The organism is Ferrovibrio sp. GW821-FHT12E11 (assembly GCF_058806975.1).
This window is the reverse complement of record NZ_JBXAQG010000001.1, coordinates 1,732,393-1,759,285: the sequence shown is the minus strand read 5'-3', so window position 1 is coordinate 1,759,285 and position 26,893 is coordinate 1,732,393. Positions and strand designations below refer to the sequence as shown.

General features: G+C 64.8%; 30 protein-coding genes. 14 read left to right on the top strand and 16 right to left on the bottom strand.

Annotated features, from left to right (window positions below):
- Positions 1 to 2 precede the first annotated feature (2 nt).
- The 5 genes from AC1ROT_RS08700 to AC1ROT_RS08680 all read right to left on the bottom strand — a co-directional run bounded on the left by AC1ROT_RS08700 (position 3) and on the right by AC1ROT_RS08680 (position 4,936).
- On the bottom strand, positions 3 to 416 hold the full coding sequence (locus AC1ROT_RS08700) for a VOC family protein (RefSeq protein ID WP_492998453.1): 414 nt from the start codon (positions 414 to 416) through the stop codon (positions 3 to 5).
- A 72-nt stretch (positions 417 to 488) separates the two neighbouring features.
- Entirely contained in the window at positions 489 to 1,352 is an 864-nt protein-coding gene (locus tag AC1ROT_RS08695; RefSeq protein WP_492998452.1) for a helix-turn-helix domain-containing protein, read from the bottom strand.
- A gap of 47 nt (positions 1,353 to 1,399) precedes the next feature.
- Positions 1,400 to 3,442: a TonB-dependent receptor family protein gene (locus AC1ROT_RS08690; protein WP_492998450.1), complete on the bottom strand. Its 2,043-nt coding sequence runs from the start codon at positions 3,440 to 3,442 to the stop codon at positions 1,400 to 1,402.
- A 76-nt stretch (positions 3,443 to 3,518) separates the two neighbouring features.
- On the bottom strand, positions 3,519 to 4,445 hold the full coding sequence (locus tag AC1ROT_RS08685; protein WP_492998449.1) for a DUF1775 domain-containing protein: 927 nt from the start codon (positions 4,443 to 4,445) through the stop codon (positions 3,519 to 3,521).
- A 41-nt stretch (positions 4,446 to 4,486) separates the two neighbouring features.
- Positions 4,487 to 4,936 (bottom strand): DUF2946 family protein, encoded by a 450-nt coding sequence (locus AC1ROT_RS08680; protein WP_492998448.1) that lies wholly within the window; start codon positions 4,934 to 4,936, stop codon positions 4,487 to 4,489.
- Between the two features lie 136 nt (positions 4,937 to 5,072).
- Between AC1ROT_RS08680 and AC1ROT_RS08675 the strand changes: the two genes are divergently transcribed.
- From AC1ROT_RS08675 to AC1ROT_RS08655, 5 genes are all read left to right on the top strand, one after another.
- Positions 5,073 to 5,684 carry a HupE/UreJ family protein gene (locus AC1ROT_RS08675; protein ID WP_492998446.1) on the top strand — a complete coding sequence of 204 codons (612 nt, stop codon included), beginning with the start codon at positions 5,073 to 5,075 and terminating at the stop codon, positions 5,682 to 5,684.
- 279 nt (positions 5,685 to 5,963) lie between these two features.
- Entirely contained in the window at positions 5,964 to 7,316 is a 1,353-nt protein-coding gene (gene rho / locus AC1ROT_RS08670; RefSeq protein WP_492972612.1) for a transcription termination factor Rho, read from the top strand.
- A gap of 132 nt (positions 7,317 to 7,448) precedes the next feature.
- Positions 7,449 to 7,991 (top strand): superoxide dismutase family protein, encoded by a 543-nt coding sequence (locus AC1ROT_RS08665; RefSeq protein WP_492972613.1) that lies wholly within the window; start codon positions 7,449 to 7,451, stop codon positions 7,989 to 7,991.
- Between the two features lie 60 nt (positions 7,992 to 8,051).
- Positions 8,052 to 8,903 (top strand): helix-turn-helix transcriptional regulator, encoded by an 852-nt coding sequence (locus AC1ROT_RS08660; RefSeq protein ID WP_493001143.1) that lies wholly within the window; start codon positions 8,052 to 8,054, stop codon positions 8,901 to 8,903.
- Positions 8,904 to 8,940: 37 nt separating this feature from the next.
- Entirely contained in the window at positions 8,941 to 9,348 is a 408-nt protein-coding gene (locus AC1ROT_RS08655) for a DUF2000 family protein (RefSeq protein ID WP_492998445.1), read from the top strand.
- A 4-nt stretch (positions 9,349 to 9,352) separates the two neighbouring features.
- Here the strand turns inward: AC1ROT_RS08655 and AC1ROT_RS08650 are convergent, their stop codons facing one another.
- Entirely contained in the window at positions 9,353 to 9,826 is a 474-nt protein-coding gene (locus AC1ROT_RS08650) for a PAS domain-containing protein (RefSeq protein ID WP_492998443.1), read from the bottom strand.
- Between the two features lie 612 nt (positions 9,827 to 10,438).
- Between AC1ROT_RS08650 and AC1ROT_RS08645 the strand changes: the two genes are divergently transcribed.
- Genes AC1ROT_RS08645 through AC1ROT_RS08625 form a run of 5 tightly spaced genes read left to right on the top strand, consistent with a single transcriptional unit; the run spans position 10,439 to position 13,411 of the window.
- A complete protein-coding gene (locus AC1ROT_RS08645) occupies positions 10,439 to 10,648 on the top strand; it encodes a hypothetical protein (protein WP_492972616.1) in 210 nt (69 codons plus the stop codon).
- Positions 10,649 to 10,654: 6 nt separating this feature from the next.
- Entirely contained in the window at positions 10,655 to 10,900 is a 246-nt protein-coding gene (locus AC1ROT_RS08640) for a hypothetical protein (RefSeq protein WP_492998441.1), read from the top strand.
- A gap of 7 nt (positions 10,901 to 10,907) precedes the next feature.
- Complete coding sequence (locus AC1ROT_RS08635) at positions 10,908 to 11,966, top strand: methionine ABC transporter ATP-binding protein (RefSeq protein WP_492998439.1); 1,059 nt, start codon at positions 10,908 to 10,910, stop codon at positions 11,964 to 11,966.
- Positions 11,935 to 12,588, top strand: coding sequence for a methionine ABC transporter permease (locus tag AC1ROT_RS08630; RefSeq protein WP_492972619.1), 654 nt, complete (start codon positions 11,935 to 11,937; stop codon positions 12,586 to 12,588). Before AC1ROT_RS08635 ends, AC1ROT_RS08630 begins: the two co-directional genes overlap by 32 nt.
- A 31-nt stretch (positions 12,589 to 12,619) precedes the next feature.
- Positions 12,620 to 13,411, top strand: a complete 792-nt coding sequence (locus AC1ROT_RS08625; protein ID WP_492998437.1) for a MetQ/NlpA family ABC transporter substrate-binding protein — start codon at positions 12,620 to 12,622, stop codon at positions 13,409 to 13,411.
- 365 nt (positions 13,412 to 13,776) lie between these two features.
- Here the strand turns inward: AC1ROT_RS08625 and AC1ROT_RS08620 are convergent, their stop codons facing one another.
- Positions 13,777 to 14,628, bottom strand: coding sequence for a LysR family transcriptional regulator (locus AC1ROT_RS08620; RefSeq protein WP_492998435.1), 852 nt, complete (start codon positions 14,626 to 14,628; stop codon positions 13,777 to 13,779).
- A gap of 111 nt (positions 14,629 to 14,739) precedes the next feature.
- On the opposite strand from AC1ROT_RS08620, the gene AC1ROT_RS08615 reads away from it, so the two are divergent.
- Both AC1ROT_RS08615 and AC1ROT_RS08610 read left to right on the top strand, forming a co-directional pair.
- Complete coding sequence (locus AC1ROT_RS08615) at positions 14,740 to 15,135, top strand: tautomerase family protein (protein ID WP_492998433.1); 396 nt, start codon at positions 14,740 to 14,742, stop codon at positions 15,133 to 15,135.
- A 70-nt stretch (positions 15,136 to 15,205) separates the two neighbouring features.
- A complete protein-coding gene (locus AC1ROT_RS08610; RefSeq protein WP_492998431.1) occupies positions 15,206 to 15,925 on the top strand; it encodes a YfbU family protein in 720 nt (239 codons plus the stop codon).
- A gap of 42 nt (positions 15,926 to 15,967) precedes the next feature.
- Here the strand turns inward: AC1ROT_RS08610 and AC1ROT_RS08605 are convergent, their stop codons facing one another.
- From AC1ROT_RS08605 to AC1ROT_RS08580, 6 genes are all read right to left on the bottom strand, one after another.
- Positions 15,968 to 16,693 (bottom strand): HugZ family pyridoxamine 5'-phosphate oxidase, encoded by a 726-nt coding sequence (locus tag AC1ROT_RS08605; protein WP_492998429.1) that lies wholly within the window; start codon positions 16,691 to 16,693, stop codon positions 15,968 to 15,970.
- Positions 16,694 to 16,723: 30 nt separating this feature from the next.
- Positions 16,724 to 17,032 carry a P-II family nitrogen regulator gene (locus tag AC1ROT_RS08600; protein ID WP_492972625.1) on the bottom strand — a complete coding sequence of 103 codons (309 nt, stop codon included), beginning with the start codon at positions 17,030 to 17,032 and terminating at the stop codon, positions 16,724 to 16,726.
- 3 nt (positions 17,033 to 17,035) lie between these two features.
- Positions 17,036 to 18,022 (bottom strand): sodium-dependent bicarbonate transport family permease, encoded by a 987-nt coding sequence (locus AC1ROT_RS08595; protein WP_492972626.1) that lies wholly within the window; start codon positions 18,020 to 18,022, stop codon positions 17,036 to 17,038.
- Between the two features lie 217 nt (positions 18,023 to 18,239).
- Complete coding sequence (locus AC1ROT_RS08590) at positions 18,240 to 19,214, bottom strand: quinone oxidoreductase family protein (RefSeq protein WP_492998428.1); 975 nt, start codon at positions 19,212 to 19,214, stop codon at positions 18,240 to 18,242.
- Positions 19,215 to 19,229: 15 nt separating this feature from the next.
- Positions 19,230 to 19,919, bottom strand: a complete 690-nt coding sequence (locus AC1ROT_RS08585) for a dienelactone hydrolase family protein (protein ID WP_492998427.1) — start codon at positions 19,917 to 19,919, stop codon at positions 19,230 to 19,232.
- Positions 19,920 to 19,997: 78 nt separating this feature from the next.
- On the bottom strand, positions 19,998 to 20,558 hold the full coding sequence (locus AC1ROT_RS08580) for a methylated-DNA--[protein]-cysteine S-methyltransferase (protein WP_492998426.1): 561 nt from the start codon (positions 20,556 to 20,558) through the stop codon (positions 19,998 to 20,000).
- Positions 20,559 to 20,632: 74 nt separating this feature from the next.
- Between AC1ROT_RS08580 and AC1ROT_RS08575 the strand changes: the two genes are divergently transcribed.
- Together AC1ROT_RS08575 and AC1ROT_RS08570 are read left to right on the top strand one after the other, a co-directional pair.
- Entirely contained in the window at positions 20,633 to 21,724 is a 1,092-nt protein-coding gene (locus tag AC1ROT_RS08575) for a CobW family GTP-binding protein (RefSeq protein ID WP_492998424.1), read from the top strand.
- A complete protein-coding gene (locus AC1ROT_RS08570; protein ID WP_492998422.1) occupies positions 21,708 to 22,742 on the top strand; it encodes a WD40 repeat domain-containing protein in 1,035 nt (344 codons plus the stop codon). The genes AC1ROT_RS08575 and AC1ROT_RS08570 overlap by 17 nt, the downstream gene beginning before the upstream one ends.
- Here AC1ROT_RS08570 and holA read toward each other — a convergent pair.
- From holA to leuS, 3 genes are read right to left on the bottom strand one after another with little or no spacing between them, the layout of a single operon-like run.
- Complete coding sequence (gene holA / locus AC1ROT_RS08565) at positions 22,739 to 23,755, bottom strand: DNA polymerase III subunit delta (RefSeq protein ID WP_492998419.1); 1,017 nt, start codon at positions 23,753 to 23,755, stop codon at positions 22,739 to 22,741. The genes AC1ROT_RS08570 and holA overlap by 4 nt on opposite strands.
- The gene (gene lptE, locus AC1ROT_RS08560; RefSeq protein ID WP_492998417.1) at positions 23,752 to 24,306 is read right to left on the bottom strand and encodes an LPS assembly lipoprotein LptE; all 555 of its coding nucleotides are present in this window, start codon (positions 24,304 to 24,306) and stop codon (positions 23,752 to 23,754) included. The genes holA and lptE overlap by 4 nt, the downstream gene beginning before the upstream one ends.
- Positions 24,293 to 26,863 (bottom strand): leucine--tRNA ligase, encoded by a 2,571-nt coding sequence (gene leuS, locus AC1ROT_RS08555; protein ID WP_492998415.1) that lies wholly within the window; start codon positions 26,861 to 26,863, stop codon positions 24,293 to 24,295. Before leuS ends, lptE begins: the two co-directional genes overlap by 14 nt.
- Between the last annotated feature and the right edge of the window lie 30 nt (positions 26,864 to 26,893).

The window sequence follows — 26,893 nt, the reverse complement described above, 5'->3', positions numbered from 1 at the left end:
GTTTAATCCTTCGGGAAATCCGGCCGGTAGGTACCGAAGCTCCACAGATGGCCTTCCGCGTCGCGGGCCGAGAAATCGCGCGAGCCGTATTCGGTGTCGCGGATGCCCCAGACGATCTCGGCACCGGCCGCCTTTGCGCGGGCGAACAGCGCGTCGATCTCCGCCACCACGATATAGACACCCTGGGTGATGCCGCCGGCCTGCCCGGGCGTCTTCATCGCGAACGGGCCGTCCGATTTCAGGCTGCCCAGCATCACCATGCCGTTGCCGAGCTGCAGTTCGGCATGGGCGATGCCGCCGGTCTCGTCGGGATGCGCCATCAGGCTGCGGAAGCCGAAGGCCTGTTCCAGCCAGGCGATGGCGGCTTTGGCGTCGCTGTACTGCAGGAAGGGATAGATATCAGGGCGCTGGGTCATGGTCCTCTCCGTTGATCTGGCGGGGAGGATAGGCGGGGCCGGGAATGTCGTATTGGAAAAATGTAACCGGTTTCAGCCGACGGCGAGGCCGTTCTGTCCGGGCAGGCGTTCGGCCAGGTATTCGCCCGGGCTGCGGCCGGTGAGGCGGCGGAAGTCGTTGCCGAAATGCGCCTGGTCGAAATAGCCTGCGGCTTGTGCGATGGCGCTCCAGTTCGCCGGCGCCGCATCGATCAAGTCCAGCACCTGGCGGAAGCGCAGGATGCGGGCGGTGGATTTCGGCGTCAGGCCGACATGCTCGCGGAACCGCGCGGCCAGATGCTTGCGGCTGCAACTGAGCTCGGTGGCCAGCGCCGCAATGGTGAGCCGGCCATGGCTCTGCTGCAGCTGGCGCAACGCCCAGGCGGTTTCGCGCGCACCGGCGAGATCGAAATCCGGCGCTGCCATCACCCGGCGGGCAATGACCTCTGCCAGCAGGCGGAAGCCGGCGCTCCAGCTGTTGGCGGCCTGCAGGCCCTCGATCAGGCGCTGCGCCTCGGCCGGACCCAGCAGGTCGGCGAGATCGAAGACCCGGTTGGTCAGCAAATGCAGCGGGACGCCGAAGAAGCGGCGCGCGCCCTGCGGCGTGAACATGACCTGGACGCCGCGCTGGCTGCCGTCGGATTCCGAGATGGCATAGGCATCGCTCAGGCCGCCGCCGAAGCCCGCGCCACAACCGACCCGGATGCTGTGGCCGTCGGTATCGATCACGGTGATCGGCGTGCCGAGATTGACGATCAGCACCGCCTGGACGGTGGGCAGTTCGTGGCGGCGGGTGAAGCGGGTGCCGCGCTCGTCATAGCCGGCAAAGATATCGACAAAGGGGCGCAGCAAGGCGGCGGGCGGCGCGAATGCCATCTCCCACTGGCCGAGGTCAGAGCTGTGCCGGATCACCTGCATGGCCGACAGTATCGGTTGCGCAACCGAGGCCGCGCAACCGTATTTCGCTACCAGCGGAATTCCGCCCCCAGATAGACGGCGCGGCCATCGCCCGGATTGAACAGCGCCGAATTCGCAGTGGCCGTCGCCGCCACGCTGGTATTGGAGATATAGGCCTTGTCGAGCAGGTTGCGGCCGTCGACAAACAGCTTCAGCCCGTTGCCGAAGTCATAGCCGGCCTTGGCGCCGAGCAGGGCGTAAGGATCGGTCTTCAGCGTATTGGCGTTATCGACGAAATAGCCCTGCGGCACCCATTCCACATTGGGGCCGCCATACCAGCCGCTGGCATGGCTGTAGCGCAGTTCGGCCCGCAGGTAATGCGCCGGCGCGCCCGGGATGTCGTTGTTGCGATAAACCGGGTGGTTGTCGAAGCGGAAGTCGCTGAAGGTATAAGCGGCGCGGATCGAGGCCTTGTCGCCGGTGGCAGCCAGATCGCGCAGCGCCACCCATTCGCCGCCCAGTTCGAGGCCCTGGTGGATGGTGTTGTCGGCATTGAACACGTTGGTGACGTTGCCGACGGTGAGGAACTGCAGCTCGTTATGCAGCCAGGCGCGATAGACCGCGGCATCCCAGGAGAAATCCTTCACGCGGCCGCGGGTGCCGATTTCCAGCGTCTTCGATTCCTGTTCCTGCAGGTTGTTCTGCACGCCGGTGGTACCGAGTTCGGAAAACGGCGGCGGCTCGGTCGACCAGCTGAAATTGGTAAAGACCTGACTCTGCGGTGCGATATCCCAGCGCGCGCCCAGCTTCGGATTGACGCTGTTATAGTCGCGCTGGAACGACTGGTTGCCGTCGCCCCGGAAATTGTCGTCGTAGTCGCGTCGCGCCAGCGTGCCCTGCAGGCCGGCGATCAGCGCCACCTCGGGGATCACGTAGAAGGCATTCTCGCCGTACAGCTCCACCGTGCGCGAAGTCTGTTCGGAATCGGACAGCAGCGCACCCTTGCTGCCGCCAACATTGTTGTACTGCCGGGCCTGCATGGTGCCGCCGAAGTAATTCACACCCAGCGCGGTTTCGTTGCGATGGCCCGCGATCTGCTGCTCGTCGGTCCAGCGCGCGAAGCCGCCGCCATTGACCTCGTCATTCTGCAGCACGCGGTTGAAGCCGCCGAACAGCGGGTGGAACAGCTCCTTGCGGGCGAGGAAGGCGCCCACCGTCACCTCGCCGCTGTCGGTCAGGAAAGTGGTCTTGTTGGCGCCACGCACCGCATCGATGTTGCGCTTGGTGTTGCCGATGAAGCTGGCAGGCACAGTCGAATGCGGGCTGTTCAGCGCCTGGGCCTTGGTCAGGCTGCCCGGAATCTTCTGGTCGATATTGGCGGCGCTCAGGAAGAACCGCGTTTCGCCGCCATCGGTGAAGCGATAGCCGATATTGCCGTTCAGGCGGCGGTAATCCTGGTCGGTATGGTCGCGATAGCCGCTGCTGTGGCTGTAGGTCGGCGTGACATAGTAATCGGTGCTGCCAGCGGAACCGCCCATGCCGAACTGCGTGCGCATACTGTCGAAGCTGCCGAATTCCTGGCGCAGCAGGAAGCCGGGCTGGCTGCGGCCGGTGGGGCTGACGAAATTCACCGCGCCGCCGAGCAGCGAGGCGCCGTATTGCAGCGCATTGGCGCCCTTGTAGACCTCGGTGTAATCGACGGCGAGCGGATCGATTTCCATCGTATCGCCGGCACCATCGGCGTCGGTGATGGGCACGCCGTCGCGCAGGATGCGGGTGCCGCGCAGGTGGACATTGCGCGAGAGCCCCGAGCCGCGGATCGACAGCCGCGAATCCTCCTGGCCGTATTTCGACTGGGCGAAGACGCCGGGTACGTAGTCCAGGATGTCCTTCACTGCATTGGCGCGACCATCGCGCACCTCATCGCTGGTGACGACATCGACGCCGCCGGCGGTTTTCTCGATCCGCTGCCGGGCCTCTTCGGCGGTCGGCACGGTCAGTGCCGGTGTTTCAGGCGGCGCGGTGACGGTGATCGGTGGCGTGACGACTTGCGCGGATGCGCTGGCGGCGATGCCGCCGGCACCCAGCAGGGTGAACAGGAAACGGGTCATGTCAGGCTCGCATGGCAACGGAGCGCGCAGCACGGATTCGTGGCGGCAGCTCCGGATGGAACGGAATATGTGTGGCTTAGTGCTTGTGGTCGTGGCCGCCGCTGGCAGGCGCCCCGGCGCCGGCCTTCTGCACCGGCACCTGCAGCGTCACCGTGCCGGCCTTCTCGAAGGTCAGCGTCAGCGGGAACTGCGTGCCGTCTTTCAGCGGCTGGCGCAGATCGATCAGCATGATGTGATAGCCGCCGGGCTCCAGCGCGGTCTGGCCATTGGCCGGCACGGGGATGGTCTCCACCGGGCGCATGCGCAGGGCATCGCCATCCTTCACATGGGTATGCAGCTCGACGCTGGCGGCCACGGGAGAGGCCGCCTTCAGCAGCCGGTCAGGCGTGCCACCGGCATTCTTCAGGGTCAGGAACACGCCGCCGACCTTGGCCGGGGTGGCACGGGCAAAGGGCTGCAGCACCTGGATGTCACCGGCCTTGGCAACCGCCGGCGCCTCGCCGGCGATGCGGATGAGGGCGGCGGGACGGTCAGCCTTCTGCCCGGCCGCCGGCACCTGGTCCCAGCGGGCTTCGCCGCCGGCGCAGGTCTGCACCACCGGCAGCCACAGCTCCTTGCCCGGCGCGTCGGGCAGCTTCAGCACCAGGCCGAATTCGTCGAACTGTTCGTTGGGCAAGCTGCCGCCGCTCCAGGTGATGGCGCTGACCACGGTATCGGTCTTGCGGCCATGGCCGGCATCGATCGGCTGCGCCAGCTTGGTGGTCTCCACCTTGATCTCCCAGCCCGGCTTGGGCTGGGCGCTGGCATTGGCCACGCCTTCGGGGATGCTGACGCGCACCGCCGTCGTCGGCTTGCCGGCGCCGCAGCCATGGCCGACGCGGAGCGCCGTGCGGAAATAGCTGCCCGGCTGGGCCACCGCCGGATCGGCGACGATATGGGCCAAGGTGGGCGTGGACAGAAGCGTGATAAGCGCCGCGGCGCCTGCAAACTTGATGGTCGACATGGGAAAACTCCCGGTAATCCTGAAACGAAAGGTGGCGTAGCTCAGGACAGGGAGATGGGTGGCGCGCGGGCCTGCTGTGGCAGGCGCGTTGCCTGTGTCAGCGTGCTGCGGCCGGCGGCGCCGTAAAGGACGGTGACGGCCAGAACCGGCCGGGACAGCGCCGGGGCGACTGGCAGGAGGCCGGCCTGCAGGTTGGCGTTGGCAAAGCAGACCGGGCAGAGCTTGCCGGTCTTCTCGGCCTTGGCCGGATCGGTATCGACCGGCATGCCGTCCTGCATGGCCAGCACGCGGAAGCCGAGCGCCGAGCAGAGCACGATCTGCTCGATGCCATTGGCGGCCTGGACCTGGCGCACGGCCTGCTGGGTCAGGGGCAGCAGGGCATGGAACAGCAGCGCACCCAAGGCAAGCATTGCCGCGAAACGCGGCAGGGCGGCCAGCATCGCCGCCAGGCGAGGCAGATCGGGACCGGCGGAAAGACGGCGGCTGCGCATGGGTTACGCATACCGTTGCGGCCGGCCTTCCGCAAGGGCGGCCATTTGACGCAGACCGCACCGCAACCTAAGGTCTGAGGGTCATTCGGCGGCCCGATTCCGGCAGCCGCCCCCCAGATTTGTACGGAGGTGCATCATGTTGCGTCTGGTCGCCGGCCTTGTGGCCTTCTTCGCAGCGGCTCCGGCCTTCGCCCATCACGCCATGGATGGGGAAACCCCGAATACCCTGGCCACCGGCCTGCTTTCCGGCCTGGCCCATCCGGTGATCGGCCTCGACCATCTGGCCTTTATCCTGGCTGCCGGTCTGCTGGCGGCGCCGCGGGCGCGCGGCCTGCTGCTGCCGCTGGCCTTCGTGATCGCGTCGGTCCTCGGCGTCGTGCTGCATCTCAGCAGCGTCGACCTGCCGGCCGGCGAAATCGCCGTCGCCGTCTCGGTGCTGCTGCTCGGTATGCTGCTGGTGGTGCCGCGCCGGATCGACGACGGCCTGTTTGCCGCCATTCTGGCCCTGGCCGGCCTGTTCCATGGCTATGCCTTCGGCGAAAGCATCGTCGGCGCCGAAACCACCCCGCTGCTGTCCTACCTCGTCGGTCTTGCCGCGATCCAGTATGGCATTGCCGCCGGCGTGGTGATCGCCTGGCGCCGTCTGGTCCTGAATCACGCCGCTCTGCTGCCTCAGATCAGCCGGATTGCCGGCGCCGGCGTCGCCGCGGTCGGCGCGGTCTTCCTGGTGCTGAACCTCACGGCCTGATCGGGTCGCTATTTTGTTACAGGGCGGGCGGCTGCACCGGCAGCGCCCGCCCTTGACTTATCTGCGGGGCATTGCTATCTCGCTTGGGCAACCGGCCCATCTTCTTTCGGACCGGGGCCGCTCCGGCACATCCCGCATCCCATAAGATTTCAAGTTCATGATGCGGAAGCTGCGCGGGCGGTCGTCAACACCCCCCTTCACTGGCTGCTGCGCTCCGTCCTGGATGCAGCGCCCAAATCTCCCAAACAACATTCTCCTGCCGAGTCCGCGAGTCCGTTCATGAATCTCCAGGAACTGAAAACCAAATCGCCCACCGACCTGCTCGCCTTTGCCGAAGAGCTGCAGATCGAGAACGCTTCCACCCTGCGCAAGCAGGACATGATGTTCGCGATCCTCAAGCAGCTGGCCGACAAGGAAGTCGAGATCACCGGCGAGGGCGTGCTCGAACAGCTGCAGGACGGTTTCGGCTTCCTGCGCTCCGCCCAGGCCAACTATCTGCCGGGCCCCGACGACATCTATGTCAGCCCCAACCAGATCCGCCGTTTCGGTCTGCGCACCGGCGACACCATCGAGGGCACGATCCGCGCCCCGAAAGACGGCGAACGCTATTTCGCGCTGCTCAAGGTCAACACGATCAATTACGAAGACCCCGAGCAGAGCCGTCACAAGGTGCATTTCGACAACCTGACGCCGCTCTATCCGACCGAGCGGTTGAAGATGGAATTGCCGCAGGTGGAAGAAGAGGCGCCGGCCGTGCCGGCCGCCGCGCCCAAGACCCCGACCATCAAGAGCCGCAGCGGCGAGAAGCGCGAGAAGATCATTTCCGGTGGTCCCAAGCGCGATGTTTCCGCCCGCGTCATCGATCTGATCTCGCCGCAGGGCAAGGGCCAGCGCGCCCTGATCGTGGCGCCGCCGCGCACCGGCAAGACCATGCTGCTGCAGAATATCGCGCATGCCATCAGTCACAATCACCCGGAAGTCTATCTGATCGTCCTGCTGATCGACGAACGCCCGGAAGAAGTCACCGACATGCAGCGCACGGTGAAGGGCGAGGTGATCTCCTCCACCTTCGACGAGCCGGCGAGCCGCCATGTGCAGGTCACCGAAATGGTGCTGGAAAAGGCCAAGCGCCTGGTCGAGCACAAGCGCGACGTCGTCATCCTGCTGGATTCGATCACGCGTCTGGCGCGCGCCTACAACACCGTGGTGCCGTCGTCGGGCAAGGTGCTGACCGGCGGCGTGGATGCCAACGCGCTGCAGAAGCCCAAGCGCTTCTTCGGTGCCGCCCGTAACATCGAAGAGGGTGGCTCGCTCACCATCATCGCCACCGCGCTGATCGAAACCGGTTCGCGCATGGACGAAGTGATCTTCGAAGAATTCAAGGGCACCGGCAATTCGGAAATCATCCTCGACCGCAAGCTGTCGGACAAGCGCACCTTCCCGGCCATCGACATCACCAAGTCGGGCACCCGCAAGGAAGAGCTGCTGGTCGACAAGGGCGTGCTGGCCAAGATGTGGGTGCTGCGCCGCATCCTCATGCCGATGGGCGGCCAGGACGCGATGGAATTCTTGCTCGACAAGATCAAGCACAGCAAGACCAACGCCGATTTCTTCGATTCGATGAATACCTGAGCCGGATAGTCATCCGGACACGGCGACGGGCGGGGCGAAACCCCGCCCGTTTTTTTTGTTTTTCACCGGTTGCCGGAGTTTTTCGGCGGTATATCTGTTGTCATCAGGTCTCTGCCAACGGAGGAAACACCCATGCAGCGTCTCTTACAGGGGACCGCCATCCTCGCCACGGTCCTGTTCGCCCTGCCGGCGGCGGCGGCCGAGAAGACCATCCCGATCAACGCCATCAGCGCCACCGGCATCGGCGAGAGCATCGGCACCATCACCGCGAAAGACAGCAGGCAGGGCCTGGTGCTGACGCCGCAGCTGACAAAACTGGCACCGGCCGGCCCGCATGGCTTCCACATGCATGAAAAGCCCGATTGCGGTCCGGCACCCAATCCGGCCGCCAACAACCAGCCGGCGGCGGGCTTTGCCGCCGGCGGTCATTACGATCCGCGCAAGACCGGCATGCATCACGGCCCTGGCCACAAGGAAGGCCATGTCGGCGATCTGCCGGTGCTGGTGGTCAGCGGCGATGGTTCGGCCACCCTGCCCATGGTGGTGCCGCATCTGAAAGTGAAGGATCTGGCCGGCCGCGCGCTGATGATCCATGCCGGCGGCGACAATTACAGTGACACTCCGGCGCCGCTCGGCGGCGGCGGCGGTCGCATCGCCTGTGGCGTGGTGAAGTAAGGGACGCGATACCGCGGCCACAGTTTGACAGACTGCGGCCGTCTTGCTTTTCTGGTCGTGATGCAGCCTTCGCCACAGGACTGGTTTGATTTCGCCCGCGATCCGTCGAGCGGCACCGAGGCCGTGCATGCGCAGTTCCATGCCCATGCCTACGACCCGCATTTCCATGACCAGGTGCTGGTCGGGGTCACCGAGCAGGGCTGCCAGCAGTTCCGCTGCCGCCGCGAAACCCAGCGCAGCACGCCGGGCCGCGTCATCCTGATGGAGCCGGGCGAGACCCATGATGGCGAGGCCGGCGCCGATGGCGGCTTCACCTATGCGATGCTGTATTTCGATCCGGCCTGGCTGCGGCAGGCCGCCGAAGCCTGCACCGGCCGCGATCCGGGCGACGCGATCTTCAGTTTCCCGGCCGTGCTGAACGACGATGCCCCGCTGGCCCATGCCGTGCTGGCCGCGAGCCGGCAGCTCGGCGTGCCCGACAGCCGCATGGCGCGCGATGCGGCGCTGGATCATGTGGCGGCTTTGCTGATGCAGCGCTTTGCCGGTGGCGGGGTGCCGACGCAGGATGCCGCGCCGCATCTGGCCCGCCGCGCCCGCGCCGCCATCGAGGCGCATCAGGCCGAAGACCTGGGATTGCAGGCGCTGGCCGATCTGGCCGGTACGGATCGCTTCCGCCTGCACCGGGTGTTCAAGGCCGCCTATGGCCTGCCGCCCCATGCCTGGCTGGTGCAGCGCCGGCTCAACCAGGCGCGCCGTCTGCTGAGCACGGGACAGATGCCGGCCGATGTGGCGGCGGCCGTCGGTTTCGCCGATCAGAGCCATCTCGGTCGCTGGTTCCGTCGCGCCTTCGGTCAGACGCCGGCGGCCTATCGCCGGGCCTGCACAAATCTTCCAGACTTGGCCGCCGGCTGACGGCACTCTCGGGCTTCCGTTCTGCAGGGAGACGCCCGTGTTCACCACCAAGATTGCCATTGTCGTGCGCGAGGATCTGGCGACCTGGCAGAAGCTGAATGTCACCGCCTTCCTGTCCAGCGGCATTGCCGCTGCCATTCCGGATTGCATCGGCGAGCGTTATATCGACGGGGCAGGGCGGACATACACCGCGATGTGCGGACAGCCGATCCTTGTTTTTACAGGTGGCGTCACGGAGCTCCAGAAGGCCCATGGCCGCGCCTGTGACCAGGGCCTCGTCATCGTGCCCTATGTGGAGGCGATGTTTTCAACCGGGCATGACGCGGCCAACCGCGAGGTTTTCGCGGCCGGCGATATCGCAGCCCAGACCTGGGTCGGCCTGGGCTTTCACGGCGACCGCAAGGCCGTCGACAAGGCTGTGAAAGGCCTGAAGCTGCATCCCTGACGGATCAGATATTCGGATCGAGGAAATCCACCGCCAGCATCAGCATGTCGACGGTTTCGCCATCGCCGCTCAGCGGCAGGCGCAGGATTTCGTAAGCATGTCTGCGGTCGTCGATGATCATGTTCATGCGCTCGACCTGCGGTTCGCGCCGTTGCAGCATTTCCGCATAACACTCCTGCACGCGCGCCTGATAATCGGGCTCGGGCAGTTCATCAAGCCATCGGCCGGTCAGGTCGTAGCGCAGACGCTGCACCACGCGGGTGCCGGTGAGGCGGCAGCGATAGCGCGGCGTGCCGTCGGGACGATGATGCACTTCGAACAGCGAGACATTGCCAAGAATCCACGGGATATCGAGCGGATCGATATCGGCGCGTGCCGGCATCGGGCGATCGCCGCGCCGCGCATGCCAGTAGCCCAGCAGGCGCTGCAGTTTCGGTCGTCCAACGGTGTGCGGTGTTGCCGGAATCTGGCCGGACACGATGATCCCCCGTTGCTGCTGTTTCCCCGTTTACCGGACTATTTAGCGCGGCTCATAAAAAAAGCGTCACCGGCCTGATTTAAGTCTTGTAATTGCAAATCATTCGCATATACTCGGGCGCATCGCACCTCGGTGCGGTTTTTAGGTCGGCCTCATCACTCTGCTGGTCGTGATGAGGTTCGTGGTCGGTCCGATACAATGGGGCATTGTCGGGCCGACCCCGACCGAAACTTTCCCACACATCATGGAAAATCAAATGCTTGGCTCAAAGGCATCGTTTGGGCCATGCATTTTTTGCGTGTGAGTTATGTTTTATTTGCGTCAAATTATGTGAATTAGATTTGACTTGCCTCCCTATGTGTGGAATATAGGGGTTATCCGGCTCACGCTGGATCGCGGGATTTGAAGGGCAGCTTGCGCCGCGACACCAACGCTAAAGCGCCACGGCCAGGCATCCTGCCTGGGTCGTGGGCCCGGCACTGAACGGAAGAGACCCATGACCGCGACGCTGAAAACCATCCGCCTCTGTTGTTGTCGCTGAACGCACCCTTTCGGTTCCTGCGTTTCCACCAGCGATAAACGCCGACAGCCGTCGGCCAACGGAGATTTCCCATGAGTGAAGCCTATCTGATCGAGGCGGCCGGCGAGGCCGCCGGTGTGGTGATCCGCGAACGCAGCGGATTCCGCTTTTTCGCCTCCGGCCCGCAGTTCAGCAGCCTGGAGCAGCGCGTCTACCGCCGCACCGAAGATGCCGCCCGCGCCGCCCGGGCGCTGGCCCGCGCGGCCGCCAATGACAACAACCGCCGTCCGGCCTGGAGGTAACCAGCCATGACCCAGATCCAGATCATTCAGAGCCACAAGCCCGGTTTCGTCGACCGTATCCAGGCCGCCTTCGGGGCCTTCGTGGCGCCTGAGAAATACGATGGCGGCCGGCTGCAGCCCGCCGACAACGACAACCAGGCGGTGGCCGCCGAGGATTACGCCAGCTCGTTGGCCGATCCGCTGGCGCTGCCGCCCGACTGGCACGCGGCCGGCGATCTGCTTAGTCTCAGCTTCCTCCCCTTCGACCGCTGAGACGTCCATGATCGAACTGCAATCCATCACCAAGCGCTTCGCGGCCGAGTCCGGCTCGGTCGAAGCGCTGCGTGATGTTTCCCTGACTGTCGCGCCCGGCGAGATTTTCGGCGTCATCGGCCGTTCCGGCGCCGGCAAGTCGACGCTGATCCGCTGCATCAACCTGCTGGAACGGCCGACCGAGGGCCGCGTCATCGTCGGCGGCCGCGACCTGACCGCGCTGTCGGCGGCCGCGCTGCGCACCGCGCGGCGCGACATCGGCATGATCTTCCAGCATTTCAACCTGCTGTCCTCGCGCACGGTGTTCGACAACGTGGCGCTGCCGCTGGAGCTGCGCGGCGAGAGCAAAGCTGTCATCAAGGCCAAGGTCGCGCCGTTGCTCGAACTCGTCGGGCTGTCCGACAAGGCTGGCCAGTATCCGGCGCAGCTTTCGGGCGGGCAGAAGCAGCGCGTCGGCATTGCGCGCGCGCTGGCCACCGACCCCAAGGTTCTGCTCTGCGACGAGGCGACCTCGGCGCTCGATCCGGAAACCACCGAGCAGATCCTGACGCTGATCAAGGACATCCGCGACCGGCTCAATCTGACCGTCGTGCTCATCACCCATGAGATGGCGGTGGTGAAGGAAATCGCCGACCGCGTCGCCGTGATGGAACTGGGTCATGTGATCGAGCAGGGGACGACGTTTGAGGTCTTCACCCGGCCCCAGCATCCGACCACCCGCAGCTTCGTGGCCGACCTGATCGGCTTCGACCTGCCGCCGGCGCTGCAGAAGCGCTTGGCCGCTGCCGAGAAGCCTGGCGCCAATTCCCGCCTGTGGCGCATCCTGTTCACCGGGCCCCATGCCGACGAGCCGGTGATCGCCGAGTTGTCGCGCAATCTGGGCCTTGATCTCAACATCCTGCATGGCCGGATCGACGAGATCCAGGGCCGCCCGTTTGGCGTTATGGTCGTGCAGGCGCGCGGCGACGAGGCCAAGCTGATCGCCGCCAAATCCTACCTGGCCAGCCGCCAGCTCACCGTCGAGGAACTTGAAGATGTCATCGCAATTGATCGCGCTGCTGTTTGACGGCCTCTGGGAGACGCTGGTGATGGTCGGCATCTCCGGCGGTGTCGGCGCGGCCTTCGGGATTCCGCTCGGCGTCATCCTGATCCTCACCGACCGTGGCGGGATTCTTCAGAATTTGTCCGTCAATCGCGGGCTTGGCCTGATCATCAACGCCGCGCGCTCGACGCCTTTCATCATTCTGATGGTGGCGATCATCCCGTTCACGCGCTTGGTCGTCGGCACTTCCATTGGAACGGCCGCCGCCATCGTGCCGCTGACCATCGCCGCCATCCCTTTCATCGCCCGCCTGGTGGAAACCGCTTTGCGTGAAGTACCGTCGGGCCTGATCGAAGCTGCCGATGCCATGGGCGCGACGCCGCTGCAGATCGTCACCAAGGTTCTGCTGCCCGAGGCGCTGCCCGGTATCGTGGCCGGACTCACCATCACGCTGGTCAGCCTGATCGGCTATTCCGCCATGGCCGGCGCGGTCGGCGGCGGCGGGCTCGGCGATATCGGCATCCGCTACGGCTACCAGCGCTTCCTGCCCGAGGTGATGGCCGCCGTGGTGCTGGTGCTGATCGTCTTCGTGCAGGGCGTGCAGTCGCTGGGCGACCGCCTGGTGCGCAAACTCAGTCATCGTTGATTTCGTCTCCCCCTACAGAAAAGGAAAAACCATGTCTCTCACTCGCCGTACTCTTTCTGCTCTGGCGCTCGCCGCCTTCGTCGCAACGCCGACCCTGGCCCAGGACAAGCCGATCAAGGTCGGCGTCACCGCCGGGCCGCATGCCGAAATCTTCGAAGTGGTGAAGAAGGTCGCCGAGAAGGACGGCCTGAAGATCCAGATCGTGGAATTCAGCGACTACATCCAGCCGAACGCCGCGCTCAATGCCGGCGACCTGGACGTGAACTCCTACCAGCACCTGCCGTATCTGGAAGCCCAGGTGAAAGACCGCGGCTACAAGATCGTCAATATCGGTTACACCGTGAACTTCCCGATGGGCGTCTATTCCAAGAAGGTGAAGTCGCTCGCCGATCTGCCCGCTGGCGCCCGCGTCGGCATCCCGAACGATCCGACCAATGGCGGCCGCGCGCTGCTGGTGCTGGAATCGGCCGGCCTGATCAAGCTGAAGGACGGCGCCGGCCTGAAGGCCACGCCGCTCGACATCACCGACAACGCCAAGAAGATCAGGATCGTCGAACTTGATGCCGCGCAGCTGCCGCGCGCGCTGGACGAGCTCGATGCCGCCGCGATCAACACCAACTACGCGATCCCGGCCGGCCTGTCGCCGGTGAAGGATGCCATCGCCACCGAGGGTGCCAAGGCCCCCTATGTGAACATCATCGCGGTGCGCAGCCAGGACAAGGACAAGCCGGAATACGCCAAGCTGGTGAAGGCCTATCAGTCGGCCGAGGTGAAGGCCTTTGTCGAGCAGAAGTACCAGAAGGCCGTCGTCACCAGCTGGTAAGACTTTGAAAGATTACCGTCCGCGCTGATCCTCCCCAGACGGACGTTCCCTGGCCCGCCGCGACCGGATCAATCCGGCCGGCGGGCCTTTTTATGCCCGGATCGGTCAAGGGATGGCACGGATGGCCGTGCGGCAAATCCGGTTCGTTTCACTTCCCGATGCTTCGTTTCACTTCCCGGGGCTTCGTTTTGCTTCCCGGCGCTTCGTTTGCCTTCGTTTCGCTTCGTTCGTCTTCGTTTCGCTTCGTTTGCGTTCGTCCGGCTTCGCCGGTGTTCCGGTCCCGGACAGCAGCCCGGACCGGCAACCAGAGCCATATAGGGCGGCGCAGCCATCGCGTCCCGACATGAACATTATTTAATCTGGCGTCAGGCCGCGTCGGCGCGCATGGCGGCGGCGAACACCTTCAGCGACTGCCGCGCCGCCGGATCGGCCAGGCTCGCATAGAGCACAAGGTCGCGCGGCGGCAGCGGCGGCAGGCCCAGCATGGGCCCGACATCCACCGTGCCCGGTGGCGCGACGCGGCGGCCCAGCACCGCGATGGCGACGCCGGCCGAGACGGCTGCGGCAATGGTGCCGACGCCGCCGCCGACGAAGACCTCGGTCCAGGGGATGCCGGCCGCATCCAGCGCCGTCACCCCCATGCTGCGCATGCCGCAACTGTCGGCATGGGCGGCCAGCGGCAGCGGTTCGCCGGCGCGATGCACGAAATCGCGCGACGCCATCCAGCCGAACTGTTCGGCGCGCAAGACCTCGCCGCCGCGCCGGCCGGCATCCTGTCCCATCACGATCGCGGCATCGAGGTCACCGTGATCGAATGCCATCAAAAGCTCGCGCGAACTGCCCACCCGCATCTCCAGCACCAGGCCCGGCTCGGCGCGCGTCACCCGGCTCAGCAGCCGCGGCAGCTCGGCGCCCACCGCATGGTCGCTGATGCCGACCACCAGCCGCCGCCGCGCCGGCTCGAAGGAGTCCAGCGCCGCGCCATGGGCGGCGATCAGCAGCCGGGCGCGGTCGAGGAAGAGCTGGCCGGCGGCGGTGAGGCGGACCCGGCGCGGCGTCCGCTCCAGCAGGCGGCGTCCCAGCCCGTCTTCCAGCCGCTTGATCTTCAGGCTGACGGCGGACTGGGTGGCCTCCATCGCCTCGGCCGCGCGCGTGAAGCTGGCGAGGTCGGCCACCAGCACAAAGGCCTGCACGCATTCGATGTCCAAAGACTTCAAAGTCGCCTTCCATGAGGAATGGAAATCATTGAAATAGGATTTCATATGATTTTCGAATGGTCAATCCGGCATTACCCTCCGGTGTATCGACCCACCAGGAGGACCCCCATCATGCCGATCACCCGTGTCTCGCTGCGCCGGGGCAAACCCGTCGCCTATCGCCAGGCCATCCTCACCGGGCTTTACCAGGCGATGGTCGAGACCTTCGATGTGCCGGAGACCGATTATTTCATGACGGTGGCTGAGCATGACGCGGCGGATTTCTGGTGCAGCCCCAGCTATCGCGGCGGCCCGCGCAGCGACGATCTCGTCATCATCCAGCTCACCGTCAACAACACGCGCGGGCTGGAGAAGAAGAAGGCGCTCTACAGGCGCATCGCCGAAAAGCTCGGGCAGAACCCCGGCATCCGGCCGGAGGATGTGCTGATCAACCTGCTGGAGACGACGACGGAGAACTGGTCGCTCGGGTTTGGGCTGGCGACGTTTGTGGAAGAGGAGGCGGCGTAAAATTTATCTTGAAGTTTCGTACAAAATACCGTACAGTACGTATAAATGTAGTGCTATACGGAGATTTGTCATGCCCCCGAAAACTGATCGCGTAGAACTTCGTCTTGAGCCTGACCTTTTGGAACGCCTCGACCATTGGCGCGAAGAACGGGATGACAAGCCAACTCGATCAGAGGCGATCCGCCATTTATTGGAAGTCGGCCTGGAGGGAGGGACCAAGGAGAATTTCCGTCTGAACAATCGGGACAAGCTTCTGGTGTGGATGATGAGTGAGGTCCTGAAATACCAAGCCCAAGGCCCAAAGAAGGGGGCTGACAGCCATGCGTTGGAAACGGTCGATCTAATTCAGGAAGCGATCGTTGGTGGCCATTTTTGGGCGCTGGTCTGGGAAATGCCGGGCATCATCCACGACTACGTGGACGACCCCAGAAAGGTTCGTGCCGTGGCCAATATTCTCGACGTCTGGGACTTCATCGAAACCGCGTGGCAAAAGTTTTCCGATGAAGAGAAGAGTTATATCACTGAGAAAACGGGCGTGAAGGAACCAAGGTTCGCAGGCTTCGACGGCAACAACGAGGCCGAGTACATGGGGATCGCGCGCATGTTCGTGGACAAGATGGATCGCTGGCAGCACTTCAAAGGACGCGATTTCAATTCGCACTGGCCATCTGTTCCCCGCTACAACGCTATGGCGGAAGCGTTCGAGCCAGTGCGTCGGACGCTTATGGGAGGAGAACTTTCAGCGAAACAAATCGTCCAATTGCTCAAGGCGCAGGAGCGCGGCCGCTGAAGAGAAGAACGATACTAGTAATGGTGAATAAGACTAGAGAGGCTATAGGGTGACGCTCCGCGCCTTCTTCACCAGGCGCACCAGCTCCACCCGCGCCTCCTCGGCACTGCCGATCGTTGTCTCAAACGGCAGGCGCGCCACGCGGCCGTCGCGGATGAGGTCGGCGCCCTCGGCATCGACGCCGCTCAAGCTCCAGCCGTCGCCGCTCTTGCCCAGCAGCCTGGTCGCATAGAGCTGCACGGCGTCGGCATGGTCGCTGTTCATGTGTTCGATGATGCCGGCTTCCGCATCGGCCAGCGCCTGCCAGTCACCCGTGTAGCTGTAATCGTCCATCCAGTGGATCTTCCCGAAGCCGGCGACGATATGGGCGCGTTCGACCTCGATGCGGTAGAAGGCGAAATCGGCGAAGCCGGCATACATCTCGGCGGCCGGGTGGCGGGCGAGATAACGGGCGCGGTGGCGCGCCTCTTCGGTCTTCGCCGCATGGCCCATCAGGGTCACGCGCGGGCCGGTCAGCGGCTCGGCATAATGCGCGGTGCCATCGCAGAGCAGCGAGACGCGGTCATCCATCAGGATATTCTTGGTATGGTCGGCCAGCCGCGAGATCAGCAGCAGCGGCGCGGCATCGTGGTCGAAGGCCACCAGCACCAGCGAGGCATAGGGCGCGCCATCCGCGGTGATGCTGGCCAGGCTGGCGGTGCGGCAGGCGCGGGCCACAGCGCGGGCCTGCTGGGCCGGACTGCGGGCGGGCAGCACGGCCTCGTTCACTGGAACCACCCGGTCATTGGAACCGCCCTGTCATTGGAATCTCTCCGCGCGCGCGACTTCGACATCCGAGAGATAGACGATGGCCACCGCATCGGCGAAACGGCCATGGAAGCCGTCCAGGACCTTGCGCGCCACCGCCTCGGTGGTGACGGCCACGATCATCACATTGTCGAAGGCGCGGGTGATGTCGTCGCTGCTGCGTTCGCCATGCTGGCCGCCGCCGATCACCCGGGGGAGCAGGCTCCAGCCCTGCACGCCCTGGGCGGAGAGCCAGTCGAGCACCGAGCGCTGAAGCGGCGCCTCGACGATGATCTCGATCTTCTTGCGCGGATGGGACATCTGCTAGTTCCCGAACAGGCGCTGCGCCACGATCAGGTAGAGCGGCAGGCCGATGGCGACATTGAAGGGGAAAGTGACGGCCAGCGCCAGTGTCACGGAGAGCGACGGACTGGCGGCCGGCAGCGCCAGGCGCATGGCGGCCGGCACGGCTATGTATGACGCAGAAGCGGACAGGACTGCGAGCAGCATGGCGCCGCCGGCCGAAAGCCCCAGCAGGGCGGCGGCCGTAAAGCCCAGGCCCGATCCGATCAGCGGCATGACGATGCCGAACAGGATCAGCGCCTTGGGGAATTTTTTCGCCGCGCGGCCCTGGCGCACCGCCACCAGGCCCATATCGAGCAGGAACAGGCAAAGTGCACCGTTGAACAGGTCGGCCACGAAGGGCTTGATCTTGGCCATGCCGGCATCGCCGGTGATCCAGCCGATGACAAAGCCGCCGACCAGCAGCATGACCGAGCCGTTGACCAGCACCTCGCGGATCAGGGCGCCGCGCTCGCTGCTGCCGGGCTGCATGCCCTGCTGCGTCTGCGGGCCGGCGAGCAGCAGGCCGATCAGGATGGCCGGGGTTTCCATCACCGCCGTCATGGCGACGAGATAACCCTCATAGGGGATGTCGCGGCTGCGCAGGAATTCAGCCGCGGTCACAAACGTGACGATGCTGATCGAGCCGTAATGGGCGGCGATGGCGGCGGCATTCACCCGGCTCTGGCCCCAGACGGTGCGCAGCAGGCCGAAGGCGATCACCGGCAGCAGGAGGCTGAGCCCCAGCGCCGCGACGATCGCGCCGACCAGCGCCCAGCCCGAGGCGGCATGCATGGCGACGCCGCCCTTGAAGCCGATGGCGAACATCAGGTAGATCGCCAGGCCTTTCGCCGCGCCCTCGGGGATTTCCAGATCGGAACGCAAGGCGGCGGCCGCCGCGCCCAGCACGAAGGCCAGGATCATCGGCGACAGCAGGTTCCCGGCTGCCAGATGCAGAAGCTCGCTCATCGCGGCGCAGCATGGCAAAGCGGCGTGAGGCGGGAAAGGGCCGGGCGCGCGGAAAAGCCTCAGGCCGTCCGTCCGATAACAGCCATGGGCGGGGCAGGCATGAGGCATTGTCTCAAACACAGATCGTCACCCCCGCGAAGGCGGGGGTCCAGGCCGGCGGAAAGACTGGGTCCCCGCTTTCGCGGGGACGACGAATCAGTTTACGCCAGCCCCAATCTTACGGCAGCAGCAAGGTCGAGCCGGTGGTCTTGCGGGCTTCCAGGTCGGTATGGGCCTGCACGGCATCCTTCAGCGCATAGGTCTGCGGGATTTCCACCTTCACCTTGCCGCCCTTCACCACATCGAACAGCGCCTGCGCCGAGGCCACCAGATCGGCACGTTTCGCCGTGTAGGTGTTCAGTGTCGGCCGGGTGACATAGAGCGAGCCCTTGCCGGCGAGGATGCTGATATCCACCGGCGGCACCGGGCCGGAGGCATTGCCGAAGCTGACCATCAGGCCGAAGGGCTGCAGGCAGTCGAGCGAGCCGGCCCAGGTGTCCTTGCCGACGCCGTCATAGACGACAGGCAGCATCGCGCCCTTGGTCAGCTCCTTCACCTTCTCGACGAAGTTGTCGGTGCGGTAATTGATGATGTGGTCATAGCCATGGGCTTTCGCCAGCTTTGCCTTCTCGTCATTGCTGACCGTGCCGATCACGGTGGCGCCGAGCGCCTTGGCCCATTGGCCGAACAGCAGGCCGACGCCGCCGGCGGCGGCATGGAACAGCACGGTATCGCCGGCCTTGATCTTGTAGGTGCGGCGGACCAGGTATTCCGTGGTCATGCCCTTGAGCATGATGGCGGCGGCGATTTTGTCGTCGATGCCGGCGGGCAGCACCACGCAGCGGTCGGCCTGCATCAGGCGCTCTTCCGCATACGAGCCGAGCGGCGCCGAGGCATAGGCGACGCGGTCGCCGGCCTTGATGTCGGTGACGCCCTGGCCCACCGCCGTCACCACGCCGGAGCCTTCGGTGCCGAGCGTGAGCGGCAGCGGCAGCTTGTAGAGGCCGGTGCGGTGATAGGTGTCGAGATAGTTGAGGCCGGCGGCCGAGGTCTTGAGGCGGATCTGGCCGGGGCCGGGATCGCCGACCTCGACTTCTTCCCATTTCATCACGTCGGGGCCGCCGGTGGCGTGGATGCGGATGGCATGAACCATGATCGTAAAATCCTTTTAAGCGAGATGCTGTTTGAAGAAGGCCGCCGTGCGGCTGTTGGCCAGGTCGGCCGCCTTTTGATCGTAATGCTCGCCGCCGACGCGGGCGAAGGCATGGTCGTTGCCCTGGTATTCGTGCAGCGTGACCTTCGGGTTGGCGCTGACGGCGACTTTCACGGCCGTCTGTTGGTCCTTGGGCACGAACTTGTCCTCGGTGGCGACATGCATCAGCAGCGGCTTCCTGATCGTCGCCACTTCGCCGGTCAGCTCGGCGAGGCCGACGCCGTAATAGGCGGTGCTGGCATCGACATCGCTGCGCGCCGCCATCAGGAAGGCGAGCTTGCCGCCCAGGCAGTAGCCCACCGTGCCGGCTTTCCCCGTGCAGCCCGGCAGCTTGCGCAGGACGGCGAGGCTGGATTTCAGATCTTCGACACCGAGATCGACATTGAAGCCGCCGAACAGCGCGAAGGCCTTTTTCCACTCGGCCTCGCTCTTGTCGGTGATGTCGATGCCGGGCTCCTGGCGCCAGAAGAGATCGGGGCAGAGCGCGACATAGCCCTGTTGCGCCAGGTCGTCGCAGATGTCGCGCATGACCTTGTTGACGCCGAAGATTTCCTGGATGACCAGGATGCCCGGACCCTTGTCGCCGGCCTGGTAGGCGCTGAATGAGCCGCCGTCTTTCGCGCTGATCGTGATGGTCTTCGCCATGGCGCTTCTCCTCCGGTTTTTATGGACGGAGGAACCTTAGCCAATGCCGATGCCACGCGGCAACCGGCAGGCGGGCCACTAGAACAGGCTGACCTGCTCGGACGGCACATAGGCGCCTTCGTGGCGCAATAACCATCGCTTGGTGTCCAATCCGCCCTTGCCGGAATAGCCGCCGGCATCGCCGCCGGCCGCCAGAATCCGGTGGCAGGGGATGATCACCGGGATCGGGTTGGCGCCGCAGGCATTGCCCACAGCCCGGGAATCGACCACGCCGCTGCCGATGGTGGTGGCGGCCTCGCCGTAAGACCGGGTGCGGCCGGCCGGAATGGCCAGCATGAAATCCCACACGGCGCGCTGGAAATCGCTGCCTGCCGGTTCCAGCGGCAGGTCGAAGCGGAAGCTGCCATCGGCGAAATAGGCCTCGAGCTGACGCGCCGCCTCGGCCAGCAGGGCCTCGGCTTCCGGCGGCATGTCCACATCCGCCGGCTTCGCGCCGCGGCCGCCCCAGTCGAGCTTGACGATGGCGGTGGCGGTGGCGGTCACGGTGAGGGAACCGAGCGGGCTGGGAATGGTGACGGAATAGGTTTTTGCCATGGTTTCTGCGCTCTGGCCGGCACTGGACTTGGGCGGGCGGGCCACTATGGTTACGCCCCGATATACCCCATATAGGGCCCTGTGATTAGCATGGCCATGCCGTCCGGAGATATCCGTTTATGTCGCAGTCATTGGAAAACACGCAGACCCCCGTCACCGTGCTCACCGGCTATCTCGGCGCCGGCAAGACCACGCTGCTGAACCGCATCCTGACCGAGCCGCACGGCAAGAAATACGCCGTCATCATCAACGAGTTCGGCGAGACCGGCATCGACGGCGAGCTGGTGGTGGATGCCGACGAGGAAGTCTTCGAGATGAACAACGGCTGCATCTGCTGCACCGTGCGCGGCGACCTGATCCGCATCATCGAGGGCCTGTTCAAACGCAAGGACCGTTTCGACGCCATCATCGTCGAGACGACTGGTCTTGCGGACCCCGGCCCGGTGGCGCAGACCTTCTTCGTCGATGAAGACGTGTCGCGCCGTGCGCGGCTCGATTCGATCGTCACCGTGGTCGATGCGCGCCATCTGCCGGCGCGGCTGAAGGACAGCCGCGAGGCCGAGGAACAGATCGCCTTTGCCGATGTGATCGTGCTGAACAAGACCGACCTGGTCAGCGCCGACGAACTGGCCGAGGTCGAGCGCCGCATCCGCAGCGTCAACCGCTTCGCCCAGATCCACCGCGCCACCAAATGCGATGTCGCGCTGGACAAGGTGCTGGATCGTGGCGCCTTCGATCTCGGCCGCATCCTCGACCTGGAGCCGGATTTCCTCAACCCGCCGCATGGCGAGGCCGGCCATGTGCATGACGAGCATTGCGGCCACGACCACCATCATCACGATCATGGCCACGACCATGTGCATGACGAACATTGCGGCCACGATCATCACGATCACGGCGACAGCATCCATGACACCACGGTGAAGAGCGTGTCGCTGCGCCTCGATTCCGCCGTGGACGCGAAGAAGTTCGACGCCTGGATCGGCGAGCTGCTGGCGACCAAGGGCCAGGACATCCTGCGCACCAAGGGGATTCTCGACTTCAAGGGCGGCGACAAGCGCTTCGTCTTCCAGGCCGTGCATATGATCAAGGACGGCGACTTCCAGCGTCCGTGGAAGGCCGACGAGCCGCGCTTCTCGCGCCTGGTCTTCATCGGCCGCGATCTCGATGCCGCCGCACTCCAGCAGGGTTTCGATGCCACCCGCGCCTAAGTCGGACGGCCAGATCGGGTTCCGCGCCTTTCTCTGGCAGTTCAAGTCCGGCGTCGTTGCCGTCGCTGCCGCCGAGGCTGCCGGCCATGCCGGTTTCGGCTTAGGGGACGGCTCGATCGCGCTGCGGCCGTTCGCCGAGCCGGACGCACCCACCACGCGGCGCCTGATCGCCCATACCGATGCGGCCTTGCTCTGCATGGCGGCCTCGCCCGATGGCGAAGGCTTCGTCTCCGGCGGCGATGACGGCCGGCTGATGCTGACCTCGGTGGCGGGCGAGGGCCAGGAACTGGCGGCCGTGCCGCGCAAATGGATCGAGCAGGTAGCCGTCTCGGAAGGCGGTATCGCCTATGCCGCCGGCAAGCGCGTCGGCCTGCTGAACACGAAGGGCGAAAGTGTCGCGGTCTTCGAGGACCATCCGAGCACGATCAGCGGCATCGCCTTCAACCCGAAGGGCAAGCGCCTGGCCGTGTCGCATTACGGCGGCGTCACGCTGTGGTGGGCCAAGGCGGATGCGCAGCCGGCAAAAAGACTGGCCTGGAAAAGCTCGCATGTCGCGGTGACCTGGTCGCCGGACGGCAAGTTCATCATGACGGCGACGCAGGAAAACGAGATGCATGGCTGGCGCCTGTCTGACAGTGCCGACATGCGCATGAGCGGCTATCCCAACAAGCCGAAAGGCATGAGCTGGTCGAAGGACGGCCGCTGGCTCGCCACCTCGGGCGCGGAAACCGTGGTGGTCTGGGACTGCAAGGGCAAGGGCCCGATGGGCTCGGCGCCGGTGGAGCTCAGCCGCGGCGATGTCGCCACCGCTGTCGCCTTCCATCCGCGCCACGGCCTGGTGGCGTCCGGCGATGTGACCGGCAAACTGAAGCTCGCCCGGGTCAGCGATGAATCGAGCATCGATCTGGAACAGCTCGGCCCGGCGCCGGTGACGGCGCTGGCCTGGAGTGCGGACGGCCGTTACCTGATCGCCGGCGGCGAGGACGGCTCGGCCGGCATTCTCGATTTCGGCAATTAGCGGCTGACCCTGGCAGCCCTGGCGATGCGCAGCAGCGCGTCGCCGCAGGCCGAGGCCGCCGGCATGCCGGTGCTTTTCGCCAGCAGCTCGGCATCGGTGAGGATTTCCAGCGCCCGCATCAGGCGGTCGCTCGACCACATCTTGCTCTGGCGCTCGAAGCCGTCGCGCCGCGTCCAGTGCACGCCAAGGCGCGTCGGATCAGCGCGGCCGCCGCTCTCGCGCTGGGCTGCGGCCAGATGCAGCTTCTGGCCATGCTTCTGCGCCACGCGCAGGATCGCCACCGGCGACTCGCCGGCGCTTTCGCAGCGGGTCAGCGCATCGGCCAGAGTGGTGAAGTCGCCGCCAAAGGCGGCAAAGGCGGCATCGTCCAGGAACAGCGTGGATGAGTCGCCGATAGTGGCTTCGCAATCTTCCAGGCTGATCGGGGTCGGGTCGTCACCCTTGTAGAGCATCAGCTTGGCCAGTTCGCCGCGGCTGACCATGCGGTCGGTGCCCAGATTATCGGCCAGATAGGCGAGCGCTTCGGGGGCGATTTTCTTGCCCGCTTCGCGCGCCACCTCTTCGGCGAGGCCCTGCAGGGCGCGCTGATCGTCGGCGTAGCACCCCAGTGCCGCAGCCTGGCCGGCGTCCTCGAAGGCGACGCGGATGGAGGAGCGGGCGGTGAGTTCGCCGGCCTCGACCACGATCAGCGTGTCGCCGGCATAGCCTTCCAGAAAGGATTCAAAGAGTTTTCCGTTGCGGTCGCCGGCACCCGAGACCATGACGACGCGGCGGCCACCGGTCAGCGCCATGGCGCCGGCTTCGTCGGCCAGTCGTGCCGGATCTTCATGCAGCTGCGCGCCGGTCAGCGTGGAAACGCGGAAAGGATCGTTCAGGTCTTCGCAGGCGCTCTGAGCGATACGCTTGGCACGCTCACGGATCAGTCCGGCATCGCTACCAAACAGCAGTACGGCCCGGATATCGGCGCGCGGCCGTTTGACGAAGGCCTCGACGTCGCGTGCCGCCAGCTTCATCGCGCTTGTTGCTGCTGCCGTTCGCGGGCTTGCTGATCCAGCATAGGCTTGCGATCGAAAAAATTACTCAGACGCAGGCGCATCTGCTCGGCAGCATCGCGCATCGCGCGTTCGCGGGCATTCTTTTCGCTCACCAGATTGGCATAGTCGGCCACGGTCAGGTTGTAGGAAGCTTGGCTGAGGGCTGCAAAATTAAAGACGACGATCCCAGACTGATAATCCCGCAGATTCGCATCGACCGTGAGCTGCAGGTTGTTGCGGGTGATTTCTTCGCTGCGGGTAACGAAAACCGAACCTACCGATTCGCTGAGGCGATATTCCAGCAGGTAGCGCGGCCGGTCCGGCGTGCCGCGCGGCGTTAACATGTCGAGCAGAAGATTGCGAAGCTGCTGGTTGCCGCGATCTTCCGGCTGGGCGATGGAAATCTGCTCGAACTGCGGTATCGGATCCTGGCTGCTGCCCTGTCGGTACAGAGGCTTGAAGCCACAGCCGGCCAGGGCAGCCAGCGCAAGCCCTGCAATGAGGATTGCGCCGCGCCTAGACCACGACATTGACGATCCGGTTCGGAACGACAATGACCTTGCGTGCCGGCTTGCCTTCCATGGCGCGCAACACGTTGTCATTGGCCAGGGCCAGTTTTTCCAGTGCCGTCTGCTCCATGTCGCGATCCACCTCGATGGTGGCGCGCAGCTTGCCGGAAACCTGCACGGCAATGGTCACCATTTCATCGCGGGCCAGTGTAGCATCGGCGACCGGCCAGGGTTGATCGAGCAGCAGGCCATCATGGCCGAGCGCCTGCCAGATTTCCTCGGCCAGATGCGGTACCATTGGACCGATCAGCTTGGCCAGCGCCTCCAGGGCTTCGCGGCGTGCCCAGGCAGTGGCAACGTCATCGCCCTTGGCTGCCTCCAACTGGTTGGCAAATTCATGCACGCGCGCGACGGCCTTGTTGAAATGGAAATTCTCCAGATCATGGGTCAGGGCGGCAATCGTCTTGTGCAGGGCGCGGCGCAAGTCCAGCGCCGATGCTGGCCATTCTGCTGGCTGTGACGCCACCTTGCCAGCAATCGGACCGCGCGGTTCGGCAATCAGGCGCCACAGGCGCTGGGTAAAGCGCCATGCACCTTCAACGCCGGATTCGCTCCATTCCAGATCGCGTTCCGGCGGGCTGTCAGACAGCATGAACCAGCGCGCGGTATCGGCGCCGTAGGTATCGATGATCAGGCCAGGATCGATGACGTTCTTTTTCGACTTCGACATCTTCTCGGTGCGGCCGACCGTGACCGGTTCACCCGTCTTCAGGTTGACGGTCTTGCCGCCATCCTTCCTGATCTCCGTCGGCAGCAGCCAGACGCCATTGGCGTCACGGTAGGTCTCGTGACAGACCATGCCCTGGGTGAACAGGCCGTCGAAGGGTTCGCCGCTCGGCAGCGAGACGTGGCCGGTGTCGCGGAGCGCCCGGGTGAAGAAGCGCGAATAGAGCAGGTGCAGGATGGCATGCTCGATGCCACCGATATACTGGTCGACCGGCAGCCAGTAATCGACTTCAGCCTTCTGCATCGGCACATCGGCGCGCGGACTGCAGAAGCGGGCGAAATACCATGACGAGTCGACGAAGGTGTCGCAGGTATCGGTCTCGCGCCGGCCCGGCTTGCCGCAGGTCGGGCAGGCGACATGCTTCCAGGTCGGGTGCAGGTCCAGCGGATTCCCGGGCTTGTCGAAAGTGACATCCTCGGGCAGCTCGACGGGCAAATCTTTTGCCGGCACCGGTACGATGCCGCAATCCTCGCAGTGGATCACCGGAATCGGGCAGCCCCAGTAGCGCTGGCGCGAGACGCCCCAGTCGCGCAGGCGGAAGGTCACGGTGCCTTCACCGGCCTTGATCTCTTCCAGCTTGCGGATCGCGGTGCGTTTGGCGGTCGTGACATCCATGCCGTCGAGGAATGCCGAATTGATCGCGACGGTGCTGTCGGTCTCGGTGAAAGCCTCGTCGCCGATACCAAGTGCAGTCTGGCCTTTCGGCGCCACCACGGCCTTGACCGGCAGATCGTATTTGCGGGCGAAATCCAGATCGCGCTGGTCATGGCCCGGGCAGCCGAAAATGGCGCCGGTGCCGTATTCCATCAGTACGAAATTGGCGACGTAAACAGGCAGCGTCCAGGACGGATCGAAGGGATGCACCGCCTCGACCGGGATGCGGTAGCCCTTTTTCTCGGCCTTCTCCAGCTCGGCTTCCGCCGTACCGGTCTGCCGACATTCCTCGATGAAGGCGGCAAGTTTCGGATCTGTCTTCGCGGCCTCGGCGGCAATCGGATGATCAGCGGCGATGGCGACGAAGCTGGCGCCATACAGCGTATCGGGGCGGGTCGAGTAGACGTCGATTTTATCGGCGCGGTTTTTCAGCGCGAAGGAGAAACGGGCGCCTTCGGATTTGCCGATCCAGTTCTGCTGCATCAGCTTGACACGTTCGGGCCAGCGCTCCAGGCCACTCTGCAGCGTTGTCAGCAGATCGTCGGCATAGGCCGTGATCTTGAGGAACCACTGCGACAGCTTGCGCCGTTCGACAAGGGCTCCGGAGCGCCAGCCGCGGCCGTCGATCACCTGCTCGTTGGCGAGCACGGTATGGTCCACCGGATCCCAGTTGACGAAGCTTTCCTTGCGATAGATCAGCCCGGCTTTCAGGAAATCGAGAAAGATCTGCTGCTGGTACTTGTAATAGCCCGGATGACAGGTCGCGAGTTCGCGGCTCCAGTCGAGTGACAAGCCCATGCGCTGGAGTTCGCTGCGCATGTTGGCAATGTTGTCGTAGGTCCAGGCGGCGGGATGCACCTTCTTTTCCTGGGCGGCATTCTCGGCCGGTAAACCGAAGGCGTCCCAGCCCATCGGATGCAGCACGTTGAAGCCCCGGGCCCGTTTGTAGCGCGCGACCACATCGCCCAGCGTGTAGTTACGCACATGGCCCATATGGATGCGTCCCGACGGATAGGGAAACATCTCAAGGACGTAGTATTTCGGGCGCGTGGTGTCGGCTTCGGCGCGGAAGGACTGCTGTTTATCCCAGACGGCCTGCCACTTGGTTTCGACCGCCTTGGCGTTATAGCGGGACATATACTGATCCGGTGCTTCTCTTATACGGAT